22 protein-coding genes and 1 other RNA gene are annotated in these 21,155 nt (G+C 59.0%); 4 read left to right on the top strand and 19 right to left on the bottom strand.

Annotated elements, in window-relative coordinates; all coding sequences use genetic code 11:
* Positions 1 to 25: 25 nt before the first annotated feature.
* The 12 genes from murG to rsmI form a co-directional block, all read right to left on the bottom strand.
* On the bottom strand, positions 26 to 1,096 hold the full coding sequence (gene murG, locus FZE95_RS03685; RefSeq protein ID WP_150299482.1) for an undecaprenyldiphospho-muramoylpentapeptide beta-N-acetylglucosaminyltransferase: 1,071 nt from the start codon (positions 1,094 to 1,096) through the stop codon (positions 26 to 28).
* Positions 1,086 to 2,261 (bottom strand): putative lipid II flippase FtsW, encoded by a 1,176-nt coding sequence (ftsW, locus tag FZE95_RS03680; RefSeq protein WP_178101024.1) that lies wholly within the window; start codon positions 2,259 to 2,261, stop codon positions 1,086 to 1,088. The genes murG and ftsW overlap by 11 nt, the downstream gene beginning before the upstream one ends.
* The gene (murD, locus tag FZE95_RS03675) at positions 2,251 to 3,609 is read right to left on the bottom strand and encodes a UDP-N-acetylmuramoyl-L-alanine--D-glutamate ligase (protein ID WP_150299480.1); all 1,359 of its coding nucleotides are present in this window, start codon (positions 3,607 to 3,609) and stop codon (positions 2,251 to 2,253) included. Before murD ends, ftsW begins: the two co-directional genes overlap by 11 nt.
* Positions 3,610 to 3,619: 10 nt before the next feature.
* The gene (gene mraY, locus FZE95_RS03670) at positions 3,620 to 4,702 is read right to left on the bottom strand and encodes a phospho-N-acetylmuramoyl-pentapeptide-transferase (RefSeq protein ID WP_150299479.1); all 1,083 of its coding nucleotides are present in this window, start codon (positions 4,700 to 4,702) and stop codon (positions 3,620 to 3,622) included.
* Positions 4,702 to 6,084, bottom strand: coding sequence for a UDP-N-acetylmuramoyl-tripeptide--D-alanyl-D-alanine ligase (locus FZE95_RS03665; RefSeq protein WP_150299478.1), 1,383 nt, complete (start codon positions 6,082 to 6,084; stop codon positions 4,702 to 4,704). Before FZE95_RS03665 ends, mraY begins: the two co-directional genes overlap by 1 nt.
* Positions 6,077 to 7,543, bottom strand: a complete 1,467-nt coding sequence (locus FZE95_RS03660) for a UDP-N-acetylmuramoyl-L-alanyl-D-glutamate--2,6-diaminopimelate ligase (RefSeq protein ID WP_150299743.1) — start codon at positions 7,541 to 7,543, stop codon at positions 6,077 to 6,079. Before FZE95_RS03660 ends, FZE95_RS03665 begins: the two co-directional genes overlap by 8 nt.
* Positions 7,543 to 9,279, bottom strand: a complete 1,737-nt coding sequence (locus FZE95_RS03655; protein ID WP_150299477.1) for a peptidoglycan D,D-transpeptidase FtsI family protein — start codon at positions 9,277 to 9,279, stop codon at positions 7,543 to 7,545. The genes FZE95_RS03660 and FZE95_RS03655 overlap by 1 nt, the downstream gene beginning before the upstream one ends.
* Positions 9,276 to 9,581, bottom strand: coding sequence for a cell division protein FtsL (gene ftsL / locus FZE95_RS03650; RefSeq protein WP_397387084.1), 306 nt, complete (start codon positions 9,579 to 9,581; stop codon positions 9,276 to 9,278). Before ftsL ends, FZE95_RS03655 begins: the two co-directional genes overlap by 4 nt.
* The gene (gene rsmH / locus FZE95_RS03645; protein WP_150299476.1) at positions 9,581 to 10,519 is read right to left on the bottom strand and encodes a 16S rRNA (cytosine(1402)-N(4))-methyltransferase RsmH; all 939 of its coding nucleotides are present in this window, start codon (positions 10,517 to 10,519) and stop codon (positions 9,581 to 9,583) included. Before rsmH ends, ftsL begins: the two co-directional genes overlap by 1 nt.
* Positions 10,516 to 10,968: a division/cell wall cluster transcriptional repressor MraZ gene (gene mraZ, locus FZE95_RS03640; RefSeq protein ID WP_150299475.1), complete on the bottom strand. Its 453-nt coding sequence runs from the start codon at positions 10,966 to 10,968 to the stop codon at positions 10,516 to 10,518. Before mraZ ends, rsmH begins: the two co-directional genes overlap by 4 nt.
* A 291-nt stretch (positions 10,969 to 11,259) precedes the next feature.
* Positions 11,260 to 11,608: RNase P RNA component class A (gene rnpB / locus FZE95_RS03635), an RNA gene on the bottom strand.
* Between the two features lie 148 nt (positions 11,609 to 11,756).
* Positions 11,757 to 12,611, bottom strand: a complete 855-nt coding sequence (gene rsmI / locus FZE95_RS03630) for a 16S rRNA (cytidine(1402)-2'-O)-methyltransferase (protein ID WP_223824949.1) — start codon at positions 12,609 to 12,611, stop codon at positions 11,757 to 11,759.
* Between the two features lie 153 nt (positions 12,612 to 12,764).
* On the opposite strand from rsmI, the gene FZE95_RS03625 reads away from it, so the two are divergent.
* The 4 genes from FZE95_RS03625 to FZE95_RS03610 are packed head-to-tail and all read left to right on the top strand — an operon-like array spanning position 12,765 to position 16,141.
* A complete protein-coding gene (locus FZE95_RS03625; protein ID WP_190324485.1) occupies positions 12,765 to 14,594 on the top strand; it encodes a penicillin-binding protein activator in 1,830 nt (609 codons plus the stop codon).
* Positions 14,591 to 14,965 carry a YraN family protein gene (locus tag FZE95_RS03620; RefSeq protein WP_150299472.1) on the top strand — a complete coding sequence of 125 codons (375 nt, stop codon included), beginning with the start codon at positions 14,591 to 14,593 and terminating at the stop codon, positions 14,963 to 14,965. The genes FZE95_RS03625 and FZE95_RS03620 overlap by 4 nt, the downstream gene beginning before the upstream one ends.
* Positions 14,966 to 14,978: 13 nt before the next feature.
* Positions 14,979 to 15,572, top strand: a complete 594-nt coding sequence (locus FZE95_RS03615; protein ID WP_150299471.1) for a phosphoheptose isomerase — start codon at positions 14,979 to 14,981, stop codon at positions 15,570 to 15,572.
* On the top strand, positions 15,572 to 16,141 hold the full coding sequence (locus FZE95_RS03610; RefSeq protein ID WP_150299741.1) for a BON domain-containing protein: 570 nt from the start codon (positions 15,572 to 15,574) through the stop codon (positions 16,139 to 16,141). Before FZE95_RS03615 ends, FZE95_RS03610 begins: the two co-directional genes overlap by 1 nt.
* Before the next feature lie 74 nt (positions 16,142 to 16,215).
* On the opposite strand, the gene FZE95_RS03605 is transcribed toward FZE95_RS03610, so the two are convergent.
* From FZE95_RS03605 to rplM, 7 genes are all read right to left on the bottom strand, one after another.
* The gene (locus tag FZE95_RS03605; protein ID WP_150299740.1) at positions 16,216 to 16,620 is read right to left on the bottom strand and encodes a ClpXP protease specificity-enhancing factor; all 405 of its coding nucleotides are present in this window, start codon (positions 16,618 to 16,620) and stop codon (positions 16,216 to 16,218) included.
* A 37-nt stretch (positions 16,621 to 16,657) separates the two neighbouring features.
* Positions 16,658 to 17,287, bottom strand: coding sequence for a glutathione S-transferase N-terminal domain-containing protein (locus tag FZE95_RS03600; protein ID WP_150299470.1), 630 nt, complete (start codon positions 17,285 to 17,287; stop codon positions 16,658 to 16,660).
* A 165-nt stretch (positions 17,288 to 17,452) separates the two neighbouring features.
* The gene (locus FZE95_RS03595; protein WP_150299469.1) at positions 17,453 to 18,232 is read right to left on the bottom strand and encodes a cytochrome c1; all 780 of its coding nucleotides are present in this window, start codon (positions 18,230 to 18,232) and stop codon (positions 17,453 to 17,455) included.
* Positions 18,232 to 19,455, bottom strand: coding sequence for a cytochrome b (locus FZE95_RS03590; RefSeq protein WP_150299468.1), 1,224 nt, complete (start codon positions 19,453 to 19,455; stop codon positions 18,232 to 18,234). Before FZE95_RS03590 ends, FZE95_RS03595 begins: the two co-directional genes overlap by 1 nt.
* Positions 19,455 to 20,048 (bottom strand): ubiquinol-cytochrome c reductase iron-sulfur subunit, encoded by a 594-nt coding sequence (gene petA, locus FZE95_RS03585; RefSeq protein ID WP_150299467.1) that lies wholly within the window; start codon positions 20,046 to 20,048, stop codon positions 19,455 to 19,457. Before petA ends, FZE95_RS03590 begins: the two co-directional genes overlap by 1 nt.
* Positions 20,049 to 20,314: 266 nt before the next feature.
* On the bottom strand, positions 20,315 to 20,707 hold the full coding sequence (rpsI, locus tag FZE95_RS03580) for a 30S ribosomal protein S9 (protein ID WP_150299466.1): 393 nt from the start codon (positions 20,705 to 20,707) through the stop codon (positions 20,315 to 20,317).
* Between the two features lie 11 nt (positions 20,708 to 20,718).
* The gene (gene rplM / locus FZE95_RS03575; RefSeq protein WP_150299465.1) at positions 20,719 to 21,147 is read right to left on the bottom strand and encodes a 50S ribosomal protein L13; all 429 of its coding nucleotides are present in this window, start codon (positions 21,145 to 21,147) and stop codon (positions 20,719 to 20,721) included.
* Between the last annotated feature and the right edge of the window lie 8 nt (positions 21,148 to 21,155).

The raw sequence follows: 21,155 nt of genomic DNA, 5'->3' as shown, positions 1-21,155 counted from the left end.
GAAAGTCGCCTGGGAGCGGGGTTTATTACCCACGGGCGACCTCCAGGCAAGCGTTGATCACGTCTGCGGTTGCGTTGGGTGCGGCCTGGTTACGGGCATTGTCTGCCATCTGTTGCAAAATCTCCGGATGGGTAAAAAGGTATTCCATTCGTTCAGCCAGTAGCTCTTTGGTCAGTGTCGCCTGGGGCAACAGCTCCGCCGCGCCATAGTCGGCCAGGAAACGCGCATTCGCGCTCTGGTGGTCGTCAATCGCGTGGGGCAACGGGACCAGCAATGAAGGTCGACCTGCTGCAGCGAGCTCACACACAGTCAGCGCGCCGGACCGGCACACGACCAGATCAGCCCAGGCATAGGCCGCAGCCATATCAGCAATAAAAGGCTCGACTTTCGCCTCGACGTCAGCGCCCTTGTACGTCTCGCTGGTCAGCTCGATGTGCAGCTTGCCGCACTGATGCCAGATTTCCGGCCGTCTGGATGCATCCACTGCGCCCATAGCTTCAGGCAGCATGCGGTTAAGCGGTAGCGCGCCAAGGCTGCCACCGAGTACAAGCAGGCGTGGACGACGTTGGCCGTCCCAACTCATTGCCGGTACCTGGAAAATTTCTTCACGCACCGGGTTACCGGTACTGCGGCGTTTACTGTCATTGGCAAAGCTGCCGGGAAAGCCCTCGCAGCGGCGTGCGGCGATCGTCGCCAGCATGCGATTGGCGGTGCCCACCACTGCGTTCTGTTCATGGATGATCACAGGAATGCGCTTCATCCAGGCAGCCAATCCACCAGGACCCGTGACATATCCGCCGGCGCCCAGCACGAAGGCAGGCTTCACCGACCGAATCACCTGCTGTGATTGACGCAGAGCGCGGATCAGGCTCAGCGGCGCCTTCAACAGGTCCGCCTTGCTTTTGCCGCGCAGTCCCTGGATGTCGATGTAGTGGATCGGGAAGTCTGCGGCAGGCACCAACTCGCTTTCGATACCGCGCCGTGTACCCAGCCAATGCACGTCGTAGCCCTTGTCGCGCAGCAAACGCGCGCAGGCCAAAGCGGGGAACACATGTCCTCCGGTACCACCAGCCATGACCAGCACGCTATTTTTCATTGCCGGCCTCCCGTAACGCCTGACGGCGTTCCCAGTCGATCCGCAGCAACAGGCCCAGGCTGATACAGCACACCACCAGGGAACTGCCCCCGTAGCTCAGGAATGGCAGGGTTAACCCTTTGGTCGGCAGCAGCCCGACATTCACGCCAACGTTAATCAGAATCTGGCCGCACCACATGATGGCCAGACCGTACGCCAGGTAGGCGGAGAACAGCCGACCAGCGCGCTCAGCCCACAGCCCTATATAAAGGCTACGAATCGCCACGAACACCAACAGACCAAAGGCGGCCAGCGCACCGATCAGCCCCAGCTCTTCGGCCAGCACGGCGAATACGAAGTCGGTGTGCGCTTCGGGCAGGTAAAACTGCTTCTGCACACTATTGCCCAGACCCGTGCCCAGCCAGCTGCCGCGCCCAAAGGCGATCAACGCCTGGGTCAGCTGATAACCGGTACCGAATGGGTCGGTCCAGGGATCCAGAAAGCTGGTCAAACGTTGCAGCCGGTACGGTTCAAAAGCCACCAGAAGCCCGCCGAGCGCACCGAGCGAGCCGAATAGCAGGGTGAAACGGAACAGGCCGACGCCCCCGAGGAAAAGCATGCCGGTGGCGGCGCCCATCAATACTACCGTCGCGCCGAAATCCGGCTCGATGACCAGCAGCCAGGCCATCGGGCCCAGCACCATGAATGGCTTGATGAAGCCAAACCACTTTTCCTTGACCTCTTTCTGACGCTGCACCAGATAGCCGGCCAGGAATACGACCGCGAACAGCTTCGCCAGCTCGGACGGCTGAATGTTGATCGGGCCAACCGCGATCCAGCGCCAGCTACCGTTGACCTCACGACCGATGCCAGGAATCAACACGGCAATCAGCAACCCGAATCCCACAAACAACAACGGAAAGCGAAATTGCTGCCAGAGATTCACCGGGATGGACAACACCGCTACCAGCGCGCCAACACCAATCAACAGATAGATCAGCTGACGGATCATATAAAACAGCGGGTTGCCCAGTTGGCCGGCGGCCACTTCCATGGACGATGAAGTCACCATGACCACACCCAGACCGAGCAGGCACAGCGCTGCTACCAGAAGCGGCATATCCATGTCGAAACGCCGCTCACCCAGCAACGGTGCGGCGGAGCGCTGCAGCACATCAGTCAAGATCATGTGTCAGCCTCCCTACCGCTTCGGCGAACAGACGGCCGCGCTCTTCGAAGTTCTTGAACATATCCAGGCTGGCACAGGCCGGAGACAGCAGCACTATGTCACCCGGCTGTGCCACATCAGCGGCCGCAGTAACCGCTTGTTCGATCGAGTCGACACGGATAACCGGTACAGCATTACCCAGCGCCTGACCCAGCTCCGCCGCATCGCGACCCAGCAATACGGCGGCCCGGCAATAGCGGCTGACCGGCTCACGCAGCGGCGCGAAATCAGCACTCTTGCCATCGCCGCCAGCAATCAATACCTGCTTGCCGTCCAGGTCGGCGCCAAAGCCATTGATAGCGGCCAGCGCGGCACCCACATTGGTTGCCTTGGAATCGTCGAAATAATCCACGCCGGAATGCTTGCCGACCCACTGGCAACGATGTGGCAGGCCGGTGAAACTGCGCAGCGCATCAAGCATGGCCGGGAACGGCAGCCCAGCCGCATGACCCAGCGCCAGCGCGGCCAGCGCGTTTGATTGATTATGCGCGCCGCGGATCTTCAGCTCGGCAACCGGCATCAGCGCCTTGAATTCGAAGGCGAGCCAGGTTTCGCCCTCCTCCTCAACCAGACCGAAGCCCTTGAAGTCGGGGCGCGACAGGCCAAAGGTCCATTGCGGCAACTGATCAGCCACCAGCGGCCGCGAGAGCAGGTCGTCGCGGTTGATGACGACCTGACGCGCGCCGCTGAAGATCCGGTGTTTGGCCTGGTGATAAGCCGCCAGATTGGCGTAGCGATCCATGTGGTCTTCGCTGACGTTCAGGACCGTCGCCACTTCGGCATTGAGCCGCTCGGTGGTTTCCAGTTGAAAGCTGGAAAGCTCGATCACATACAGGCCAGCGTTGTGGTCGAGCAGGTCCAGTGCCGGCGTGCCGAGGTTGCCGCCGACCGCCACGCGGATGCCAGCAGCGTATGCCATTTCACCAACCAATGTGGTCACTGTGCTCTTTGCGTTCGAGCCGGTAATTGCGATGATCGGCGCCTTGGCCTCGCGGGCAAACAGTTCGATATCACCCACCAGTTTGACGCCGGCCTCGTGCGCCCGCTGCAACGCCGGTGTCGACAAGGCGATACCCGGGCTAACCACCAGCTCCGCAGCCGAAGACAGTACGTCCGCATCCAGCTCACCGAGATGGAGATCCGCCATCGGTGCAAAACGTTTCAGCTGATCCAGGCCCGGTGGGTGCTGACGCGTATCCGCCACGCCGAAAGGCAGCCCACGGCCCGCCAGAAAACGGGCGACCGAAAGCCCGGTGCTGCCGAGCCCGACGATGATCCGTTTCTTGTCCGTGGTTATCAGTGACACAGTGTCTTCCTCAGCGCAGCTTCAGGGTGGCCAATCCGATCAGCACCAGTACGACGGTGATGATCCAGAAACGCACGATGACCCGGGGTTCGGGCCAGCCCTTCAATTCAAAATGGTGGTGAATGGGGGCCATGCGAAACACCCGCCTGCCGGTCAGCTTGAACGACGCGACCTGGACAATGACCGAGAGTGTTTCGACGACGAAAATGCCGCCCATGATGAACAGTACGATTTCCTGGCGGACGATCACGGCGATCACGCCCAGTGCAGCACCGAGTGCCAGCGCGCCCACGTCGCCCATGAAGACCTGAGCGGGATAGGTGTTGAACCAGAGGAATCCTAGCCCGGCGCCAATCAGCGCACCGCAGAAGATGATCAGCTCGCCAGCGCCCGGGACATGGGGAATCAGCAGGTATTCGGCGAAACGCACGTTACCTGAAAGGTACGCAAAAATGCCGAGTGCCCCGCCTACCATAACCGTCGGCATGATCGCCAGGCCATCCAGCCCGTCAGTCAGGTTCACGGCGTTGCTCGAGCCAACAATGACGAAATAGGTCAGGACGATGAATCCCATGCCCAACTGGAACTCGACATGCTTGAAAAACGGCACGATCAAGGTGGTTTCGATCGGCGTCTTGGCAGTCATATAAAGCACCACGGCGGCTAGCAGCCCGAACACTGACTGCCAGAAGTACTTCCAGCGCGACGGCAGGCCGCGTGAGTTCTTCTCTACGACCTTACGGTAATCGTCCACCCAGCCGATCGCGCCGAATGCCAGCGTGACACCCAGCACGACCCATACATAGATGTTACGCAGGTCTGCCCATAACAGCGTGGCGATAGCGATAGCCACCAATATCAGCGCGCCGCCCATGGTCGGAGTACCGGCCTTGGACAGGTGGGACTGCGGGCCATCATTGCGCACCGACTGGCCGATCTGCCGGAAACTCAACGAACGGATCATCCAGGGGCCTACGAACAACGCCAGGCCAAGTGCAGTAAGTACACCCAGAATCGCCCGCAGCGAGAGGTACTGAAATACCGAAAATCCGGTATGGAACTGCTGCAGGTATTGGGCAAGTAAAAGCAACATTAGCCGACCTTCCTGTCGTTATCGTCATCCACAGTGGCGACCAATCCTGCGACCACCTCCTCCATGCCTGCGCTGCGCGAACCCTTGACCAGCACACGAACGTCCGGGCCAAGCTGTGCTTTCAGCGCTTCGACCAGTTCGCTCTTGCTGGCGAACTGCTGTGCACCTTCGCCAAAGCGATTCGCAGCCAGGGCGGACAGCCGGCCAACCGCATAAAGCCCATCGAGGCCCTGCTGGCGTGCGTGTTCACCAATTTCCTGATGGCAGTCGCTCTCCCACTCGCCCAGTTCTGCCATATCACCCAGAACCAGAATACGACGCCCATCGAAGCAGGCGAGCAGATCAATCGCCGCCTTCACCGAAGCCGGGCTGGCGTTGTAGCTGTCATCAATGATGACGGAGCCCTGCCGACCCTGGCGACTGGCCGCGCGGCCCTGCATCGGTTGAACACTGGCCAGACCGCGCTGGATGTATTCAAGTTCGACATCCAGCGCCAGGGCGGCCCCCGTAGCTGCCAGTGCATTGGCAACGTTGTGCTGGCCCAGCAAGTTCAGCTGAACATTGACTTCGCCCTTAGGCGTTACCAACAGAAAGCCCGGGCATCCGCGATCATCGAGCTTGATTGACTCGGCGCGCACTTCAGCTGTCGGGTTCTTGAGGCTGAACACGTAGCTCTTGCGCTTGCCCAGCAACTGGTACCAGTCTTCGAACCAGGGGCTATCCAGATTGATCACGGCCTTGCCCTTGGTGCTCAGGCAGCTGAAAATCTCGCTCTTGGCTTTGGCAATATTGTCCAGGCTGCCGAAGCGGCCGACATGTGCATTGCCTGCATTGGTCAATACGCTAACCGTTGGCTTGGCGATCTCCATGCTGTACGCAATATCGCCACGGGCTGCAGCGCCCATCTCGATAACGGCGTAGCGGTGTTCATTGCTCAGGCCAAGCAGCGTCATCGGGACGCCGATCTCATTATTCAGATTGCCCTGAGTCGCTAGCACCGAGCCAAGCGGACGCAGGATCGCAGCGACCATTTCCTTGACGGTTGTCTTGCCGCTGGAGCCGGTTATTGCCACCAGCGGGCCGCTATAGGCAGCTCGGGCAAGGCCGGCCAACTGACCCAGCGCGCGCAGACTATCGTGCACCAGGAGCTGAGGGAGCGGATCTTCCACCAGATATTCGACCATCGCACAGGTTGCGCCGCGCGCGCGGGCATCGGCCAGGTGGTCGTGACCATTGGTGCGCGTTCCCGCAAGCGCGACGAACAAGCCACCCGGCTGAATCGCGCGGCTGTCAAAGGCGACGCTGTCAAACTCGGCGTCAACACCCTTCAGGGTTGCAGCGAGAGGGCTGACCAGATCGGACAGGCGCATGGCGTCAAGCATGACTCGCCTCCCACTGCAGCAGGGCACGTTCGGCCTGTTCGATGTCGTTAAAAGCGTGGCGCACGCCGTTTATCTCCTGATAGGTTTCGTGGCCCTTGCCGGCCAACAGAATGACGTCTTCGCGGTGCGCGCGGCTGATGGTGTGCGCGATCGCCTCGGCACGATTGGCAAGGACTGTGATGTTTTGGGGTTTGCCGAGACCCTGGCAGATCTGCCCGATGATGCCTGCGGACGGTTCGTTGCGGGGGTTGTCGTCTGTTACAACCACACGGTCGGCATAGCGTTCGGCGATTTGGCCCATCAGCGGTCGCTTGCCCGCGTCCCGATTGCCACCGCAGCCGAATATGCACGTCAAGCGGCCACTAACGTGGGCACGCAGGGCAGTCAGTGCCTTCTCCAATGCGTCGGGCGTGTGAGCGTAATCGACCACAACCAGAGGGCGCGAACCGCCGCCCAGACGCTGCATTCTGCCGGCGGGAGCGCGCAGCCCGGCAGCGCGTTCTACAGCCTGTGGCAGTTTGAATCCGAGCACCAACAGGCTGCCTGTCACGGCCAGCAGATTGCTGAGATTGAAGTCGCCGAGCAATTCGCTATGGAGGGTCGATTGCTCGCCTTCGAAATGCAGCAACGCATGGATGCCCGCGTCGTCATAGCGCACCTCACTGCAGTGCAGCAGCGCGGGAGTATCCCGCAGACTGTAACCGAGCAGCCGTGCGGTGCCCTTGCGCGGCGGACAGCTCTCCGCCAGGCGACGCCCGGCCGGATCATCGAGGTTGATCACCGCGTGGCACCCGGCAGCATCAAACAGGCGAGCCTTGGCGGCTTCATAGCTGTCCATGTCGCCGTGATAGTCGAGATGATCACGCGTCAGATTGGTAAATACAGCAACGTCAAAACCGAGCGCGGCGACCCGGCCTTGGTCCAGAGCGTGGGATGACACTTCCATACACACCGCTTCGGCACCAGCGTCGCGCAATTGCGCGAGTTGACCTTGAACATTCACCGCATCGGGCGTGGTCATACCATGATCAATCAACGCACCCGGCATGCCACTACCCAGCGTCCCGATCACACCGCAAGGCGTATTCAATTCGTTCAATGCCTGCGCCAGCATCTGGCTGACCGACGTTTTGCCGTTGGTTCCGGTTATGCCGACCAGCGTCAGGGCGGCGGAAGGCTCGCCATGGAACCGGCCGGCAATCGCGGAAATCTGGCCAGCCAGCTGCGGCACAGCCAGCATTGGCACGGCGCCTTCATAATGACAATCGCCGGCGGCGTCATATGCAACCGCTACCGCGCCCGCTTCGATGGCCTGGCCGATGTAATCGCGGCCATCCACTTTCAGTCCGGGCACTGCCAGAAACAGATAGCCGCTTTTTACCTGCCGACTATCCAGCGCAAGGCCTGTAACTCTGACATCCTGGCCTTGCCACTCCGGAAATAGCTGACGCAAAGTCATCATCCGCGAAACCCTCCCTTGGTCGGGGGGATTTCCACTTGCTGCAGCTCCGGCATGTTATCCGGTGCGATGTTCATCAGCCGCAACGCACCGGCCATCAGATCACTGAATATCGGCGCTGCGACCAGCCCGCCGTAATAGCCGCCCTTGCTGGGTTCGTCGACTACGATAGCAATGGCGATGCGCGGATCGGTGCTCGGTGCGAAGCCGGCAAACAGGGAGCGGTAGGAGTCTTCCTTGTAACCCTTGCTGGTATGACTGGCTTTGCGTGCGGTACCGCTCTTACCGGAGACATGATATCCGGGGACCAGCGCGCGATGCGTTCCGCCCTGGCCTTCGATAACCTGCTGCAACATTCCCTGGACCGCCTTGGCGACATCCGCGGAAATGACCTGCTCACCCGCCGGGACATCCTTGACCCGCAACAGCGACAGTGGAACCTTGCGTCCTCCATTGGCCAGCACGGAATACGCCTGCGCCAGCTGAACAGTGGTCAACGACAAACCGTAGCCATACGATAGCGTTGCGGTTTCGGCCTGACCCCATTCCCGGTAGCTGGGCAGATTGCCGACCTGCTCACCCGGAAAACCGAGGCCGGAATATTCGCCAAGCCCCACGCCCTGCATAACTTCACGGATGGCCGGACCGCCAACATCGAAAGCAATCTTGCTCATGCCAACGTTACTTGATTTGAGCAGGATACCGGCCAGATCCAGCTTGCCGCCCGGCGCGCGGGAAACATCGCGAATGGTGTAGCGACCAATCCTCAGCGTGCCAGGATAGACGTCTACTTCATCAGTGGTTTTCCAGCGGCCTGTAGCCAGGGCAGCGCTCATGGAAAACGGCTTCATGGTCGAACCGGGTTCGAACACATCGATCAGCGCGCGGTTGCGCATCATCTCGGGCTTGAGATTGGCGCGATTGTTGGGGTTGTAACTCGGGTGATTGACCATGGCCAGGACTTCACCGGTTCGTACGTCAATCATTACCAGGGAGCCGCCCTTGGCATCGAACTCTTCCAGCCCCTTGCGCAGCTCCCGGTGGGCCAGATACTGCAGGCGCAAATCGATGGACAAGGCGAGGTCGTTGCCGGGACGGGCATTCTTGACGACCTGCACATCCTTGATCAAACGGCCGCGACGATCCTGCAACACCTGACGGCTTCCCGGAACACCTTGCAGCCACTCGTTATAGGCAAGCTCGAGACCTTCCTGTCCGTGCTCGTCGACATTGGTAAAGCCGACCAGATGCGAGGTGACATCACCTGCCGGATAGAATCGGCGATACTCTTCCTGGCTGTAAACACCGGGAACTTTGAGGGCGACGACGGCGGCACCATCCTGCGGCGTCATACGGCGACGCAAGTAGATGAACTCGCGCTCGGCGTTGGCTTTCAGCCGCTCTCTGAAGGTGGCCAGATCAGTTCCCAGCGCCTCGGCCAGCTGGGGCCAATGCTGTTCCTGATGGATCAGCTGTGTCGGGTTGGCCCAGAGGGTCAGCACCGGCGTACTGACTGCCAGAGGCTCGCCGTTACGATCGGTAATCTGCCCGCGATGCGCGGTGATCGGCACATGGCGCAGACTGCGCTTGTCGCCCTGGTTACGCAGAAACCCGCCATCAAGCACATGCAGCTGCACGATTTGCCAGGCAATGACCGCGCAACAGACGCCCAACGCACCGATGACGATGCGGAATCGCCACGGGTGCAGGCTGCCATTGGGCTTGATCCTGATCATGGCTTCACCAGTACCACTTCGACCGCCGACGGCACGCGCATGTCGAGTTTGCTGCGGGCGATGCTTTCAACACGGTGATGGGCGGTCCAGGTGCTTTGCTCGAGAACCAGCCGGCCCCAATCGGCCTGCGCCTTTTCGCGCTGCTTCATCTCGGCATCGAGTTCGTTCAGCAGAGTACGGCTCCAATGGGCGCTATAGGGCACCGCCAGCGCACTGATCAGAATCAGCAGGCCGACCACCATCAGCCAGCCACTGCTACGTGGCAGACCAGTGCGTTCCTGAAGCGGCATCTGCTCAGTCATCAGCGCTTCTCCGCGATTCGCAGCATCGCACTGCGGGCACGTGGATTACCCGCGACTTCTTCGGCCGAGGGTTTGATGGCTTTGCCGATCAGATTGATGCTGACCGGGATATCGATTTCACGTATGGGCAACCCGCGGGGAATCGGCGCACCCTTGGCTTCGCGGCGCATGAACTGCTTGACCAGGCGATCTTCCAGCGAATGGAAGCTGATCACCACCAGCCGGCCGCCTGGCGCCAATACATCAAGCGCTGCCTTGAGGCCGTCAGCCAGGTCTTCCAGCTCCCGGTTGATGAATATGCGAATGCCCTGGAAAGCGCGGGTCGCCGGGTGCTTGTGTTTCTCCCACGCAGGATTGGCCACCTTGATGACTTCCGCCAGGTCGGCAGTGCGGGTAAAAGGCTGCTCGGCACGGCGCATGACAATGGCGCGCGCCATCCGCCGGGCGAAACGTTCCTCGCCGTATTCTTTCAGGACAGTGGCAATATCCGCTTCGTCGGCGCTGTTGATCCACTCCGCCGCGCTTTGGCCCTGAGCAGGATCCATGCGCATATCCAGAGGACCATCATTCAGAAAGCTGAAGCCGCGCTCGGCGTCATCGAGTTGGGGCGAGGACACGCCCAGATCCAGCAACACACCATTGACCTGACCGTGCAAACCACGCTGACGCAGCTCTTCAGCCATGTCGGCAAAGCTGCGGCGTACAACGACAAAGCGGCCGTCATCGGCCGCCAGTTGAGTTCCGACCCGAATTGCCTCCGGGTCCTTATCAAAACCGATGAGCCGTCCGTCTTTGCAAAGCTTCGAGAGAATGGCTCTACTATGGCCTCCTCGGCCAAATGTACCGTCCACGTACAACCCGTCCGGCTGCACCGCCAGACCCTTGAGCGCTTCTTCAAGCAGGACACTTATATGCTGGAACACGGGAGTCTGACTCATAGGCTCAGCGACTGCAGCTCAACCGGCAATTCGCCAGCATCCTGCACCTCAAGATAGGCTTCGGTAGTCGCGTTCCATTCGTCTTCACTCCACAGTTCGAATTTGTTCAGCTGACCAACCAGCATGACTTTCTTGTCGAGACCGGCGTGCTCGCGCAGCAACGGCGGCACTACGAAACGACCGTTACCGTCCAGCTCGATCTCGTTGGCGTTACCTATCAACAACCGGTTCAGCCGCTTTACTGCAGGGTTCATATTGGGGGCCTTCTTTAACTGCTGTTCTACTAGTTCCCATTCCTGCAGCGGATAGATCCACAGGCAGCGCTCTTCGAGGGCAATCGTCGCAATCAAGTGGCCACCACAGGACTCGAGCAGCCGATCGCGATACCGAGCCGGCATGGCGAGGCGCCCCTTGGCGTCCAGATTGATGGCACTCGTTCCTCGAAACACGCTCCTGCTACCCCCACTGAATGGCTATCCTTGCCAAAAAATCCCACTTTCGTCCACATCACACCACTTCGGCACACTATAGGAATGCGCCAATAGACCGTCAAGTGAGCATTTCACTGAAAAGCCTTTAATGACGAAGGGTTAGCAAAAAAGCGGAGCAATACTGTGGTATACGGGGACGAGGGCGTCAGACAAAATATTGACGTTTCAATCAGATATGAGTGAAACTTAATGTGAACTGTTACCAGGGATAATTTTTGGGCAGAAACAGGAATGCGATAGGCGGGAAAAAATAAGAGTTGGCCTGTAAGCCGGGTTCTGTCGAGGACAGTCATTCCTCTACGACAGCCATCACTGACTGCCTCTAGCAACCTACCCGAACCCAGTGCGGGCCACACCAACGGGTTCCTATTTGGTCTTGCTCCGAGCGGGGTTTACCTAGCCACAGACTGTTACCAGCTGCGCGGTGCGCTCTTACCGCACCATTTCAACCTTACCGGCGCTTGCGCGCTTAGGCGGTATATTTTCTGCTGCACTTTCCGTAGGCTCACGCCCCCCAGGTGTTACCTGGCACTCTGCCCTATGGAGCCCGGACTTTCCTCCCTACCGCAAGCGGTACGGCGACTGTCCAGCCAACTCTTGGGCGCAAGGTTAACCAGCTTCCTCGCGATGAGCAAGCACTCTTGTAACGCTCTACAACAAGCCTTTCAGCAAAAAGAATTTCCAAACCAGCAAAAAGCACCGTCGGCACCCTTTCCCGGCCAGCTTCCAATTTGCAGCCTCCAGCCTTAAACCTTGCCTGCCTTTTCCAGCGCTATCTGGTACAAGCGGTTTTTCTTTACCCCGGTCAGCTGGGCAGCGAGGGCCGAAGCCTGCTTCACGGGCAACTCGGCCAGCAGGATATCCAGGACGCGTTCAGCCTCCGGATCCAGGCCCTCGCCCTCCGGCAGTGCCGGCATGCCTTCAATCACCAGGACGCACTCACCCCGCTGCTGATCAGAATCGTTACGCACCCATTCGACCAATTCGGAGAGCGGCGCGCCCTTTATTGTCTCGAAGGTTTTGGTCAACTCCCGGGCAAGCACTACATGCCGCGCAGCACCAAGCAGAGCAAGCATATCCTCAAGGCACTCAAGCAGCCGATGCGGCGCCTCGTAGACCATCCAGGTGCGGGACTCAGTGCTCAGCGCCTGAATACGCGACCGCCGACCGTGGGACTTCGCCGGCAAAAAACCTTCAAAGGCGAATCGGTCAGACGGCAGACCCGCTGCGCTGAGGGCAGCTATCAGCGCACAGGGGCCCGGGACAGGACAGACCCGAATCCCGGCTTCGCGGGCCTGACGCACCAGGTGGTAGCCAGGATCGGAAATCAACGGCGTCCCTGCGTCGGATATCAACGCCATGTCTTCGCCTCCAAGCATGCGTTCGATCAGGCGCTGACTCTTGTCCCGCTCATTATGGTCGTGGCAGGCGGTGGTCGGGGTGGTCACTCCGAAATGCTGCAGCAAGCGGGCGCTGTGACGGGTGTCTTCAGCGGCGATCAGCTGCACAGTCCGGAGCACTTTCAATGCTCTTGGCGTGAGATCCTGCAAATTGCCAATTGGCGTGGCGACAACGTACAGGGTACCGGCGCTGGCAGACATATCATTACCTGAAAACGAGACTGAAGCCGGCATTGTACAGGACGTGAGCAGGTTCCCGCGAAGCGCATGGCGGTCACCCTGCCCCTTGGTTACAATGACTGCCTCACAGTTACGGAGCCTTGCCAGCAAGGCTCACCGTGTAAGGATTGCCTGATGCCCCGCATGAATCGCCTGTCGCTTACAGCCCTGGCCATTGCCGTAATGCTTGGGGGCTGCGCAACCCCACCGCCCTCTCAATTATCCGATCTGCCGCGCACACCGGATGCGACGGTAGAAGAGATTCTCGAGGATGCCGAGCGCTACTCTGGCGCCGAAGCGTACCTGCTGCGTTTGTATGCGGCACAGGCCGCGTGGAGCACCAATCAGCCTGAACGGGTTCGCAGCATCCTCAGCAGGATTCCGCAGAGCGAACTGCCACCGGACCAGCAGCTACGTTTCGCCGAACTCCAGGCGCGTAGCGCGTTGGCGCTGGAGCAGCCGGAAGCGGCGCTGCTCGCGCTGCGACATCCCTCGATGATCCATCTTGAGACTCAGCCAATCGAAGAGCAGCTGGCCATTCAGCAGCTGCGCGCAGAGGCCTTCCAGGCTACTGGCGACCCGCTGAATGCCGCCCGTGAGCGCGCCTTCATTGACGGCATGCTTCCGCCGGGCGAACGTGAAGCGAACCGCCAGGCGATCTGGGAAGATCTCAATCGCGCCCCGCTGGAAGATCTCCGCCAGGCGGCTGGCGAGGCCACAGGCGAGTTCGCTGGCTGGGTGCAGCTGGCCCTGATTAGCCGGGAACAGAGCAATCTGGATCTCCAGGTGCAAAGCGTGAACAAGTGGAAGGAAACCTTTTCCGACCATCCTGCAGCCAGGCTGATGCCTGACTCGATTGCTCAGCTGCTCGAGCTGCATGCCAATCGCCCTACCCATATCGCCCTGTTCCTGCCTTTCGAGGGCCCGCTGGCTGGTGCAGCCCAAGCCCTTCGAGATGGGTTCATGGCCTCCCAATACCAGGCCCACAGTCAAGGCCTGGAGCAGCCGCAAGTCAGCCTCTATGACAGCACGGCGTATGCTGACCTGATGGCCTTCTATCGCGACGCCGAGGCCGATGGCGTGCAGTGGGTAATCGGACCGCTGGAGCGCGATCAGGTGAGCCGCCTGGCGGGTATGACAGAACTTCCCTTGCCGACTCTCGCGCTTAACTATACCGATAGCTCGATCAGCTCCGATCAGACACTCTTCCAGTTCGGCCTCGCACCTGAAGACGAGGCCCGCTCCGCCGCACGGCGAGCTTGGGACGATGGGCACAGAAACATGGCAGTACTCGCCGCTCAGACCGATTGGGGCCAGCGTTCCTTCGAGGCGTTCCGGGCCGAATGGGAAGCTCTGGGCGGCAAGCTGGTTGGTCGCGAGATAATCAACGAACCTGCAACCATTTCAAGCCAGATTGCAGACCTGCTGAATATCCGCGAGAGCGAGCAACGCGGCGCCCGCATCCAGAGTACGCTGGGCAACGAAGTGGTGGTGCAGCCTACGCCGCGCCAGGATCTGCACGCCTTGTTCCTTGCCGCCACGCCACAACAGGCCCGGCAGATCAAACCGACGCTGGCCTTTCAATACGCAGCCGATCTGCCGGTTTACGCCACCTCACACGCCTACCAACTAGGTGCGGACGCTGCTGACAACGCTGATCTCGACGGCTTGCTGGTAGCGGAGATTCCCTGGTTGCTCACCCGTTCGGATGCCTTGTACGAGACCGTCAGTAGCAGCTGGCCTCAGGCAACTGGCCCGATGGGACGCCTGTACGCCATGGGCGCCGATGCTCAGCGCTTATTCAGCCGCCTGCCACAGCTACAACGCTACGAAGAAGCCAGCATCGAAGGTGCGACGGGGCGTCTGTCGCTGAGTGCAGATGGTCGCGTGCACCGCAGCCTCGGCTGGGGCGTGATCAGTGAAGGCCGCATCGTTCCGGTCGACGAGGTCATCAGCGCGCCATGATCCGCCTGACGGCCAAGCAGATCCTTGGCAATCAGGCCGAGCGTCTCGCAGAGCAACTCCTCGTCAAAGCGGGTATGCGGCTCCTGGCACGCAATTACCGCTGCAAGCTGGGTGAGCTGGATCTGGTCATGCGCGACGCAGATACAGTAGTATTCGTCGAAGTACGCTTCAGGCGCACGGGCCAATGGGGCAGCGCGGTGGAGACAGTCGACCGACGCAAGCAAAAGCGCGTTATCGCTGCGGCTCAACATTATCTACTGACCCATCCCCATCTGGCCGACCAGCCCTGTCGCTTCGACGTCATTGCCGCCGATGGCAGTCCTGCGGATCCTGCATCCTATCGATGGATCCGCGAAGCTTTTACTTGCTAACGAGTTCCTTCCTATGGATATGCAGCACCGCATCAGGCAACTGTTCACAGACAGTATCGAAACCAAGACCAGAGCCATGGAAGCTCTAGGACCAAGCATAGAACAGGCGAGCCAGGTAATGGTCAACAGCCTGCTGAATGAAGGCAAGCTGCTCTCCTGTGGCAACGGTGGCTCGGCCGGGGATGCGCAGCACTTCTCCTCGGAGCTGCTTAATCGCTTCGAGCGTGAACGCCCCAGCCTGCCGGCTATCGCGCTGACAACAGACAGCTCGACCGTCACCTCCATTGCCAACGACTACAGCTACGAAGAAATTTTCTCCAAGCAGATTCGTGCGCTTGGACAGCCGGGTGATGTATTGCTGGCCATCTCCACTAGCGGGAATTCCGGCAACGTGCTTCAAGCCATCCAGGCCGCACACGACCGCGACATGCTGGTGGTTGCGCTCACCGGACGGGACGGCGGCGCAATGGCCTCCCTGCTGCTTCCGGAAGACGTCGAAATTCGCGTACCGGCGCGCTCCACCGCGCGCATACAGGAGGTACACCTGCTCGCCATTCACTGCCTGTGCGACCTGATTGATCGGCAGCTGTTCGGGAGTGAAGAATGATGCTCAGAGGAATCTGCATTTTGATGGTAGTGGCAACCCTTTCCGGATGCAGTGGCGTGCTGACCGCTACCCGGGACACGCCTATGCAGGGCGACCATGGCACCCGAACGCTCGGCAGCACCATTGACGATCAACTGATCGAAACCCGCACGAGCGTCAACATAGCCAAGGCCGACGTAGCACTAGAGCGTGACTCACGCATCGAGGTAACCAGCTTCAACGGCGTAGTGCTGCTTGTCGGCCAGGTACCGACCGAAGCATTGCGCAAGACCGCGGCGCGGGTCGCCAGCGAAGTGCAGCGCGTCAAGGTGGTACACAACGAACTCACAGTCGGTCCGAAACTGTCATTACTGGCGCGCAACAACGACGCCTTGATTACCACCAGCGCCAAGAGCCGCCTGTTAGCGGACAGCAACATACCGGGGCGGCGTATCAAGGTCGTCACTGAAGCGGGCGTGGTTTATCTAATGGGGCTGGTCAGACGCAGCGAAGCCGATCTGGCGGTGCAAGCAATACAACAGGTAGGTGGAGTGCAGCGTATCGTGAAACTATTCGAGTACATTGACTGAAAATCCGGGCCGGCCATCCAGCAGCCGGCCCACACCATCCTCAATCGAAGCCCGATCAGCTTCGACAAATCCTTCTATTTGACAACTTTCAGTGACGGACGCCCGGACGGCTTGGCTTCCGGCCTGGCGTCATCGGCTCCACCCTTGTCGTCCTCAGGCGGCGGCGTAACCGGCTCTATCTCGAAGACCATGCCCTGCCCGTTCTCGCGCGCATAGATTGCCATAATAGCCTGAGCAGGCAACCACACCTGCTGCGGGCGGCCACCGAAACGACCGTCAAAACTGATCTTGTCGTTATCCATTTCGAGATGCCGGATCGCGCTGGGCGATACATTCAGAACGATCTGACCGCCTTCAACAAAACTGTCGGGCACTACGGTATCCGGATACTCTGCATTAACCAGAAGATAGGGGGTGCACTGATTGTCGAGAATCCACTCGTACAGCGCCCGCACCAGATAGGGCCGGCTTGAACTCATCTGAGCCATGCATGCCTCCTGAAAATAGAATGAATGGCTACTGCATATCCTTCTCAGCGGACGAAAGGCTTCCAATAAAGCCATCACGCTGAAAGATGCGGTCCATATAATCCTGCAAGGGCTTCGCCTGCTTGGGCAGCTCGATCCCCAGCATGGGCAGACGCCAGAGAATCGGTGCAATGCAGCAATCCACGAGGCTGAATTCGTCGCTCATGAAGAAAGACATTTCAGCGAACACCGGAGCGACCCCGGTCAGACTTTCACGCAGCTCCTTGCGGGCTTTCGCCGCAGCCGCGGCCGGCGTCCTCGGGTCAGCGATCACGTCCACCAGGTTGCACCAGTCACGCTGCACCCGATACATCAGCAAGCGCGTATTGGCACGGGCCACAGGATAGACCGGCAATAATGGAGGGTGCGGGAAACGCTCGTCCAGATACTCCATCATGATGTTGGGCTCGTAGAGCACCAGATCACGATCGAGCAACGTTGGGACAGTGTTGTAGGGATTGTTTTCTATAAGCTCCTGCGGATGATCGCCTGACTCGACGTTGATCACATCGACGGTAACCCCTTTCTCTGCCAGAACAATGCGCACGCGGTGACAATAATGGTCCCGTGGATCTGAGAAAAAAGCCATCGACGAACGTTTGCTGGCGGTAACACCCATATATCAACCCTCATCCTTAGCGCGTTGCGGTAGCAGCCTGCATGCGATGCCACGACCGCGCTGACCAGAGATACCCCGGCCGCTATCAATTAGGCAGGCATTATACCCCAGAAACAGGCGCGCGCCCCTAAGGGCGCGCGCAATTGATCCAGTTAAAGCAGAGGATCAGTGAACGTCTTTCCAATACTCACGTTTCAGCAGGTAAGCAAAGATGAACAGGAAAGCCAGGTACAGCAGCACGTAGATACCGATACGATGGCGCTCCAGCTTGATCGGATCAGCCGAGTAAGCCAGGAAGGCGACCAGGTTCCGAACTGTCTCGTCGAATTCCTCTTCGGTCTGAGTGCCAGTACCAGGCACTACCGTCAGCACATCGCACTGCTCTTCCTGAACAGTTTCACCTGTCAGCGTATCGCGCATCGCCTTGCCATCTTCCATGACCGGCATCGCCTTGCAGCCGATAACCTGATGCCCCTGCAGCTCGGCGAGAACGTTAGGCATGCCGACATTCGGGAAGACCATATTGTTGGAACCCAGCGGACGCGAGGGATCTGCGTAGAAGGTGCGCATGTAGGTGTACAACCAGTCCTCACCACGCACGCGAGAAACCATGGTCAGATCCGGCGGCGCAGCGCCGAACCATACCTTGGAATCTTCCGGCCGCATGCCGTTTTCCATGTGCTCACCGATCAACGCACCGGTGAATACCATGTTTTCCAGCATCAGCTCTTCAGGGATACCCAGATCCGTAGCTACACGCTCGTAACGCTGAAACTGAGCGGAGTGGCAGCCCATGCAGTAGTTAACAAAAGTACGTGCGCCATCCTGCAGTGAAGCCTTGTCGGTCAGATCAATATTGGCCTCGTCCAGCTCGTATCCACTGGCAGCGCCCAGCGCAACACAGGGCATCAGGGCAAATAACAGGGCAATTAGTCGATTTTTCATTAGCCAGGAATCCTCTCCGGAACGGCCTTAGTCTTCTCCATGCGGGTATAGAACGGCATGAGTATGAAGAAGGCGAAATACAGGACTGTACAAATCTGCGAAATCAGCGTCCGGGTATCGTTACCTGGAATAGCGCCCAGAATACCCAGAATCACGAATACGATGCAGAAAATAGCCAGCCATAGCTTGCTCATCCAGCCCTTGTAACGGATAGAGCGGACCGGACTACGATCCAGCCAGGGCAGTACGAACAGCACCGCGATCGAAGCACCCATTGCCAGTACACCCGGGAATGCAGAGCCACCAATTGCCGGTACGGCGCGCAGAATGGCGTAGAACGGCGTGAAGTACCAGACCGGAGCAATATGGTCAGGCGTCTTCAGCTGGTTGGCTACTTCGAAGTTAGGATGCTCCAGGAAATACCCGCCCATCTCCGGAAAGAAGAACACGATGGTGCAGAACACGAACAGGAAGACCACGACACCAACGATATCCTTGACGGTGTAATAAGGATGGAAGGGAATGCCGTCCAGCGGCTTGCCCGACTCGTCCTTGGCTTTCTTGATATCGACGCCAAGCGGGTTGTTGGAGCCCACCTCATGCAGCGCGATAAGGTGCAATACCACCAGCCCCAGCAGCACGATTGGCAATGCAATGACATGCAGCGCGAAGAAGCGGTTCAGAGTAATGCCGGAGATCAGATAATCACCCCGTACCCACTGCGCCAGATCAGGACCGATGAATGGAATCGCCCCGAACAGCGAAATGATTACCTGAGCACCCCAATAGGACATCTGGCCCCAGGGCAGCAGATAACCCATGAATGCCTCACCCATCAGTACCAGATAGATGAGCATGCCAAACAGCCACACCAGCTCGCGTGGCTTCTGGTAGGAGCCATACATAATGCCGCGAAGCATATGCAGATAGACCACTACGAAGAAGGCGGAAGCACCAGTGGAGTGCAGGTAGCGCAACAGCCAACCATAATCCACATCACGCATGATGTATTCGACAGAGGCGAACGCGCCAGCCGCGGACGGCTCGTAACTCATGGTCAGCCAGATACCGGTAATAAGCTGGTTAACCAGCACCAGCATTGCCAGCGAGCCGAAGAAATAGAAGAAATTGAAGTTCTTGGGAGCGTAATACTTGGTCAGGTGATTCTCGATCACCTCGTTGACCGCCATCCGCTCGTTAACCCACGTCCAAAGCTTGCTCATCAGGCTGTCTCCTGGTCCAGACCGATCACGAGGATATCGTCGGTCTCATAGGAATGCGGGGGGACCGGGAGGTTCAGCGGTGCCGGCTGGCCCCGATGTACCCGACCGGACATGTCGTAGCGGGAGCTATGGCACGGGCAGAAATAACCACCCTTCCACTCTGTCCCCATGTCAGCTGAAGCAACCTCGGGACGGAATAGCGGCGAACAACCCAGGTGAGTACAGATACCCATCACCACCAGAATTTCAGGCTTGATGGAACGGGTCGCAGCATCGACGTATTCGGGCTGAACGGAGGACTCGGACTGAGGATCGGCGAGGATGCCTGTGTTCTCCTCGAGAAGCGCCAATGCCTCGGGCGTTCGACGAGACACAAACACCGGCTGACCACGCCATTCGGCAACGATCTGCTGACCTGCCTCCAGCTTGCTGATATTCACCCTCACCGGCGCACCAGCCGCCTTGGCTCGGGCGCTCGGGAACCAGGCCCCCACAAAGGGAACTGCTACCCCCACTACACCGGCGGCGCCTACAACACTCGTGGCTGCCACCAGGAAGCGACGCCGGCCGTTATTAACGCCGTCATTACTCATCCAGTCGTCTCCCATCAGCTAAACAGGCCTTTTTACAAGGCTTTGAAATTTTTTGTACTGCTTGCACAAAATGAAACAGATGGTAATGAAAAAGCCCTTTTTTGACAAGGAGATATCCATCCCAACTCTACGGCGCAACCCGCTGCCAGAGCGCGTCATTCGGGGCTTATACATGCAGCGCCCCAGGCGCGTGACACCATGTCGCAGATACAACAACGCCCGGCATCCTTTTGGGAGACCGGGCGCTGGTGACGCAAGCGCGGGAATTAACGCTTGGAGTATTGCGGACGCTTACGTGCTTTACGCAGACCGACTTTCTTACGCTCAACTTCACGGGCATCGCGAGTCACGTAACCAGCCTTGCGCAGTTCGCCACGCAGAGTCTCGTCATATTCCATCAATGCACGAGTAATGCCGTGACGAATCGCACCGGCCTGACCGGAGCTGCCGCCACCCTTGACGGTGACGTAAACATCAAACTTCTCGGTGCTATTGGTCAGCTCAAGCGGCTGACGAACGACCATGCGCGCAGTCTCGCGACCGAAGAAGTTCTCGATGCTGCGGCTGTTGATGGAGATGTTTCCGTTACCCGGACGCAGGAAGACCCGAGCAGTGGCAGTCTTACGACGGCCGGTACCGTAGTTTTGTGTTGCCGACATAATGAGATCCCTTAAATCTTGAGTTCTTGAGGCTGCTGAGCCGCATGCGGATGAGCTGCACCTTTGTACACTTTCATCTTGCGGTACATTGCACGACCCAAGGGGTTTTTCGGCAACATGCCTTTTACGGCAGACTCGATCACGCGCTCGGGAGCACGATTGATGAGCTTTTCAAAATTGATCGACTTGATACCACCCGGGAAGCCGGAGTGGCTGTAGTAGATCTTGTCCTGAGCCTTTTTACCGGTCACATGCACCTTTTCGGCGTTAACGACAACGATGTAATCACCGGTATCGACGTGTGGGGTGTATTCGGGCTTGTGCTTGCCGCGCAGACGTGTAGCGATTTCGGTAGCGAGACGACCCAGGGTAAGCCCACTGGCATCTACTACGTACCAATCACGTTTGACGGTTTCCGGTTTGGCGCTAAAGGTTTTCATTAATCCTA

Source organism: Pseudomonas profundi (genome assembly GCF_008638305.1).
Lineage (GTDB): Bacteria > Pseudomonadota > Gammaproteobacteria > Pseudomonadales > Pseudomonadaceae > Halopseudomonas > Halopseudomonas profundi.
This window is presented reverse-complemented; position numbering and strand designations above follow the sequence as displayed.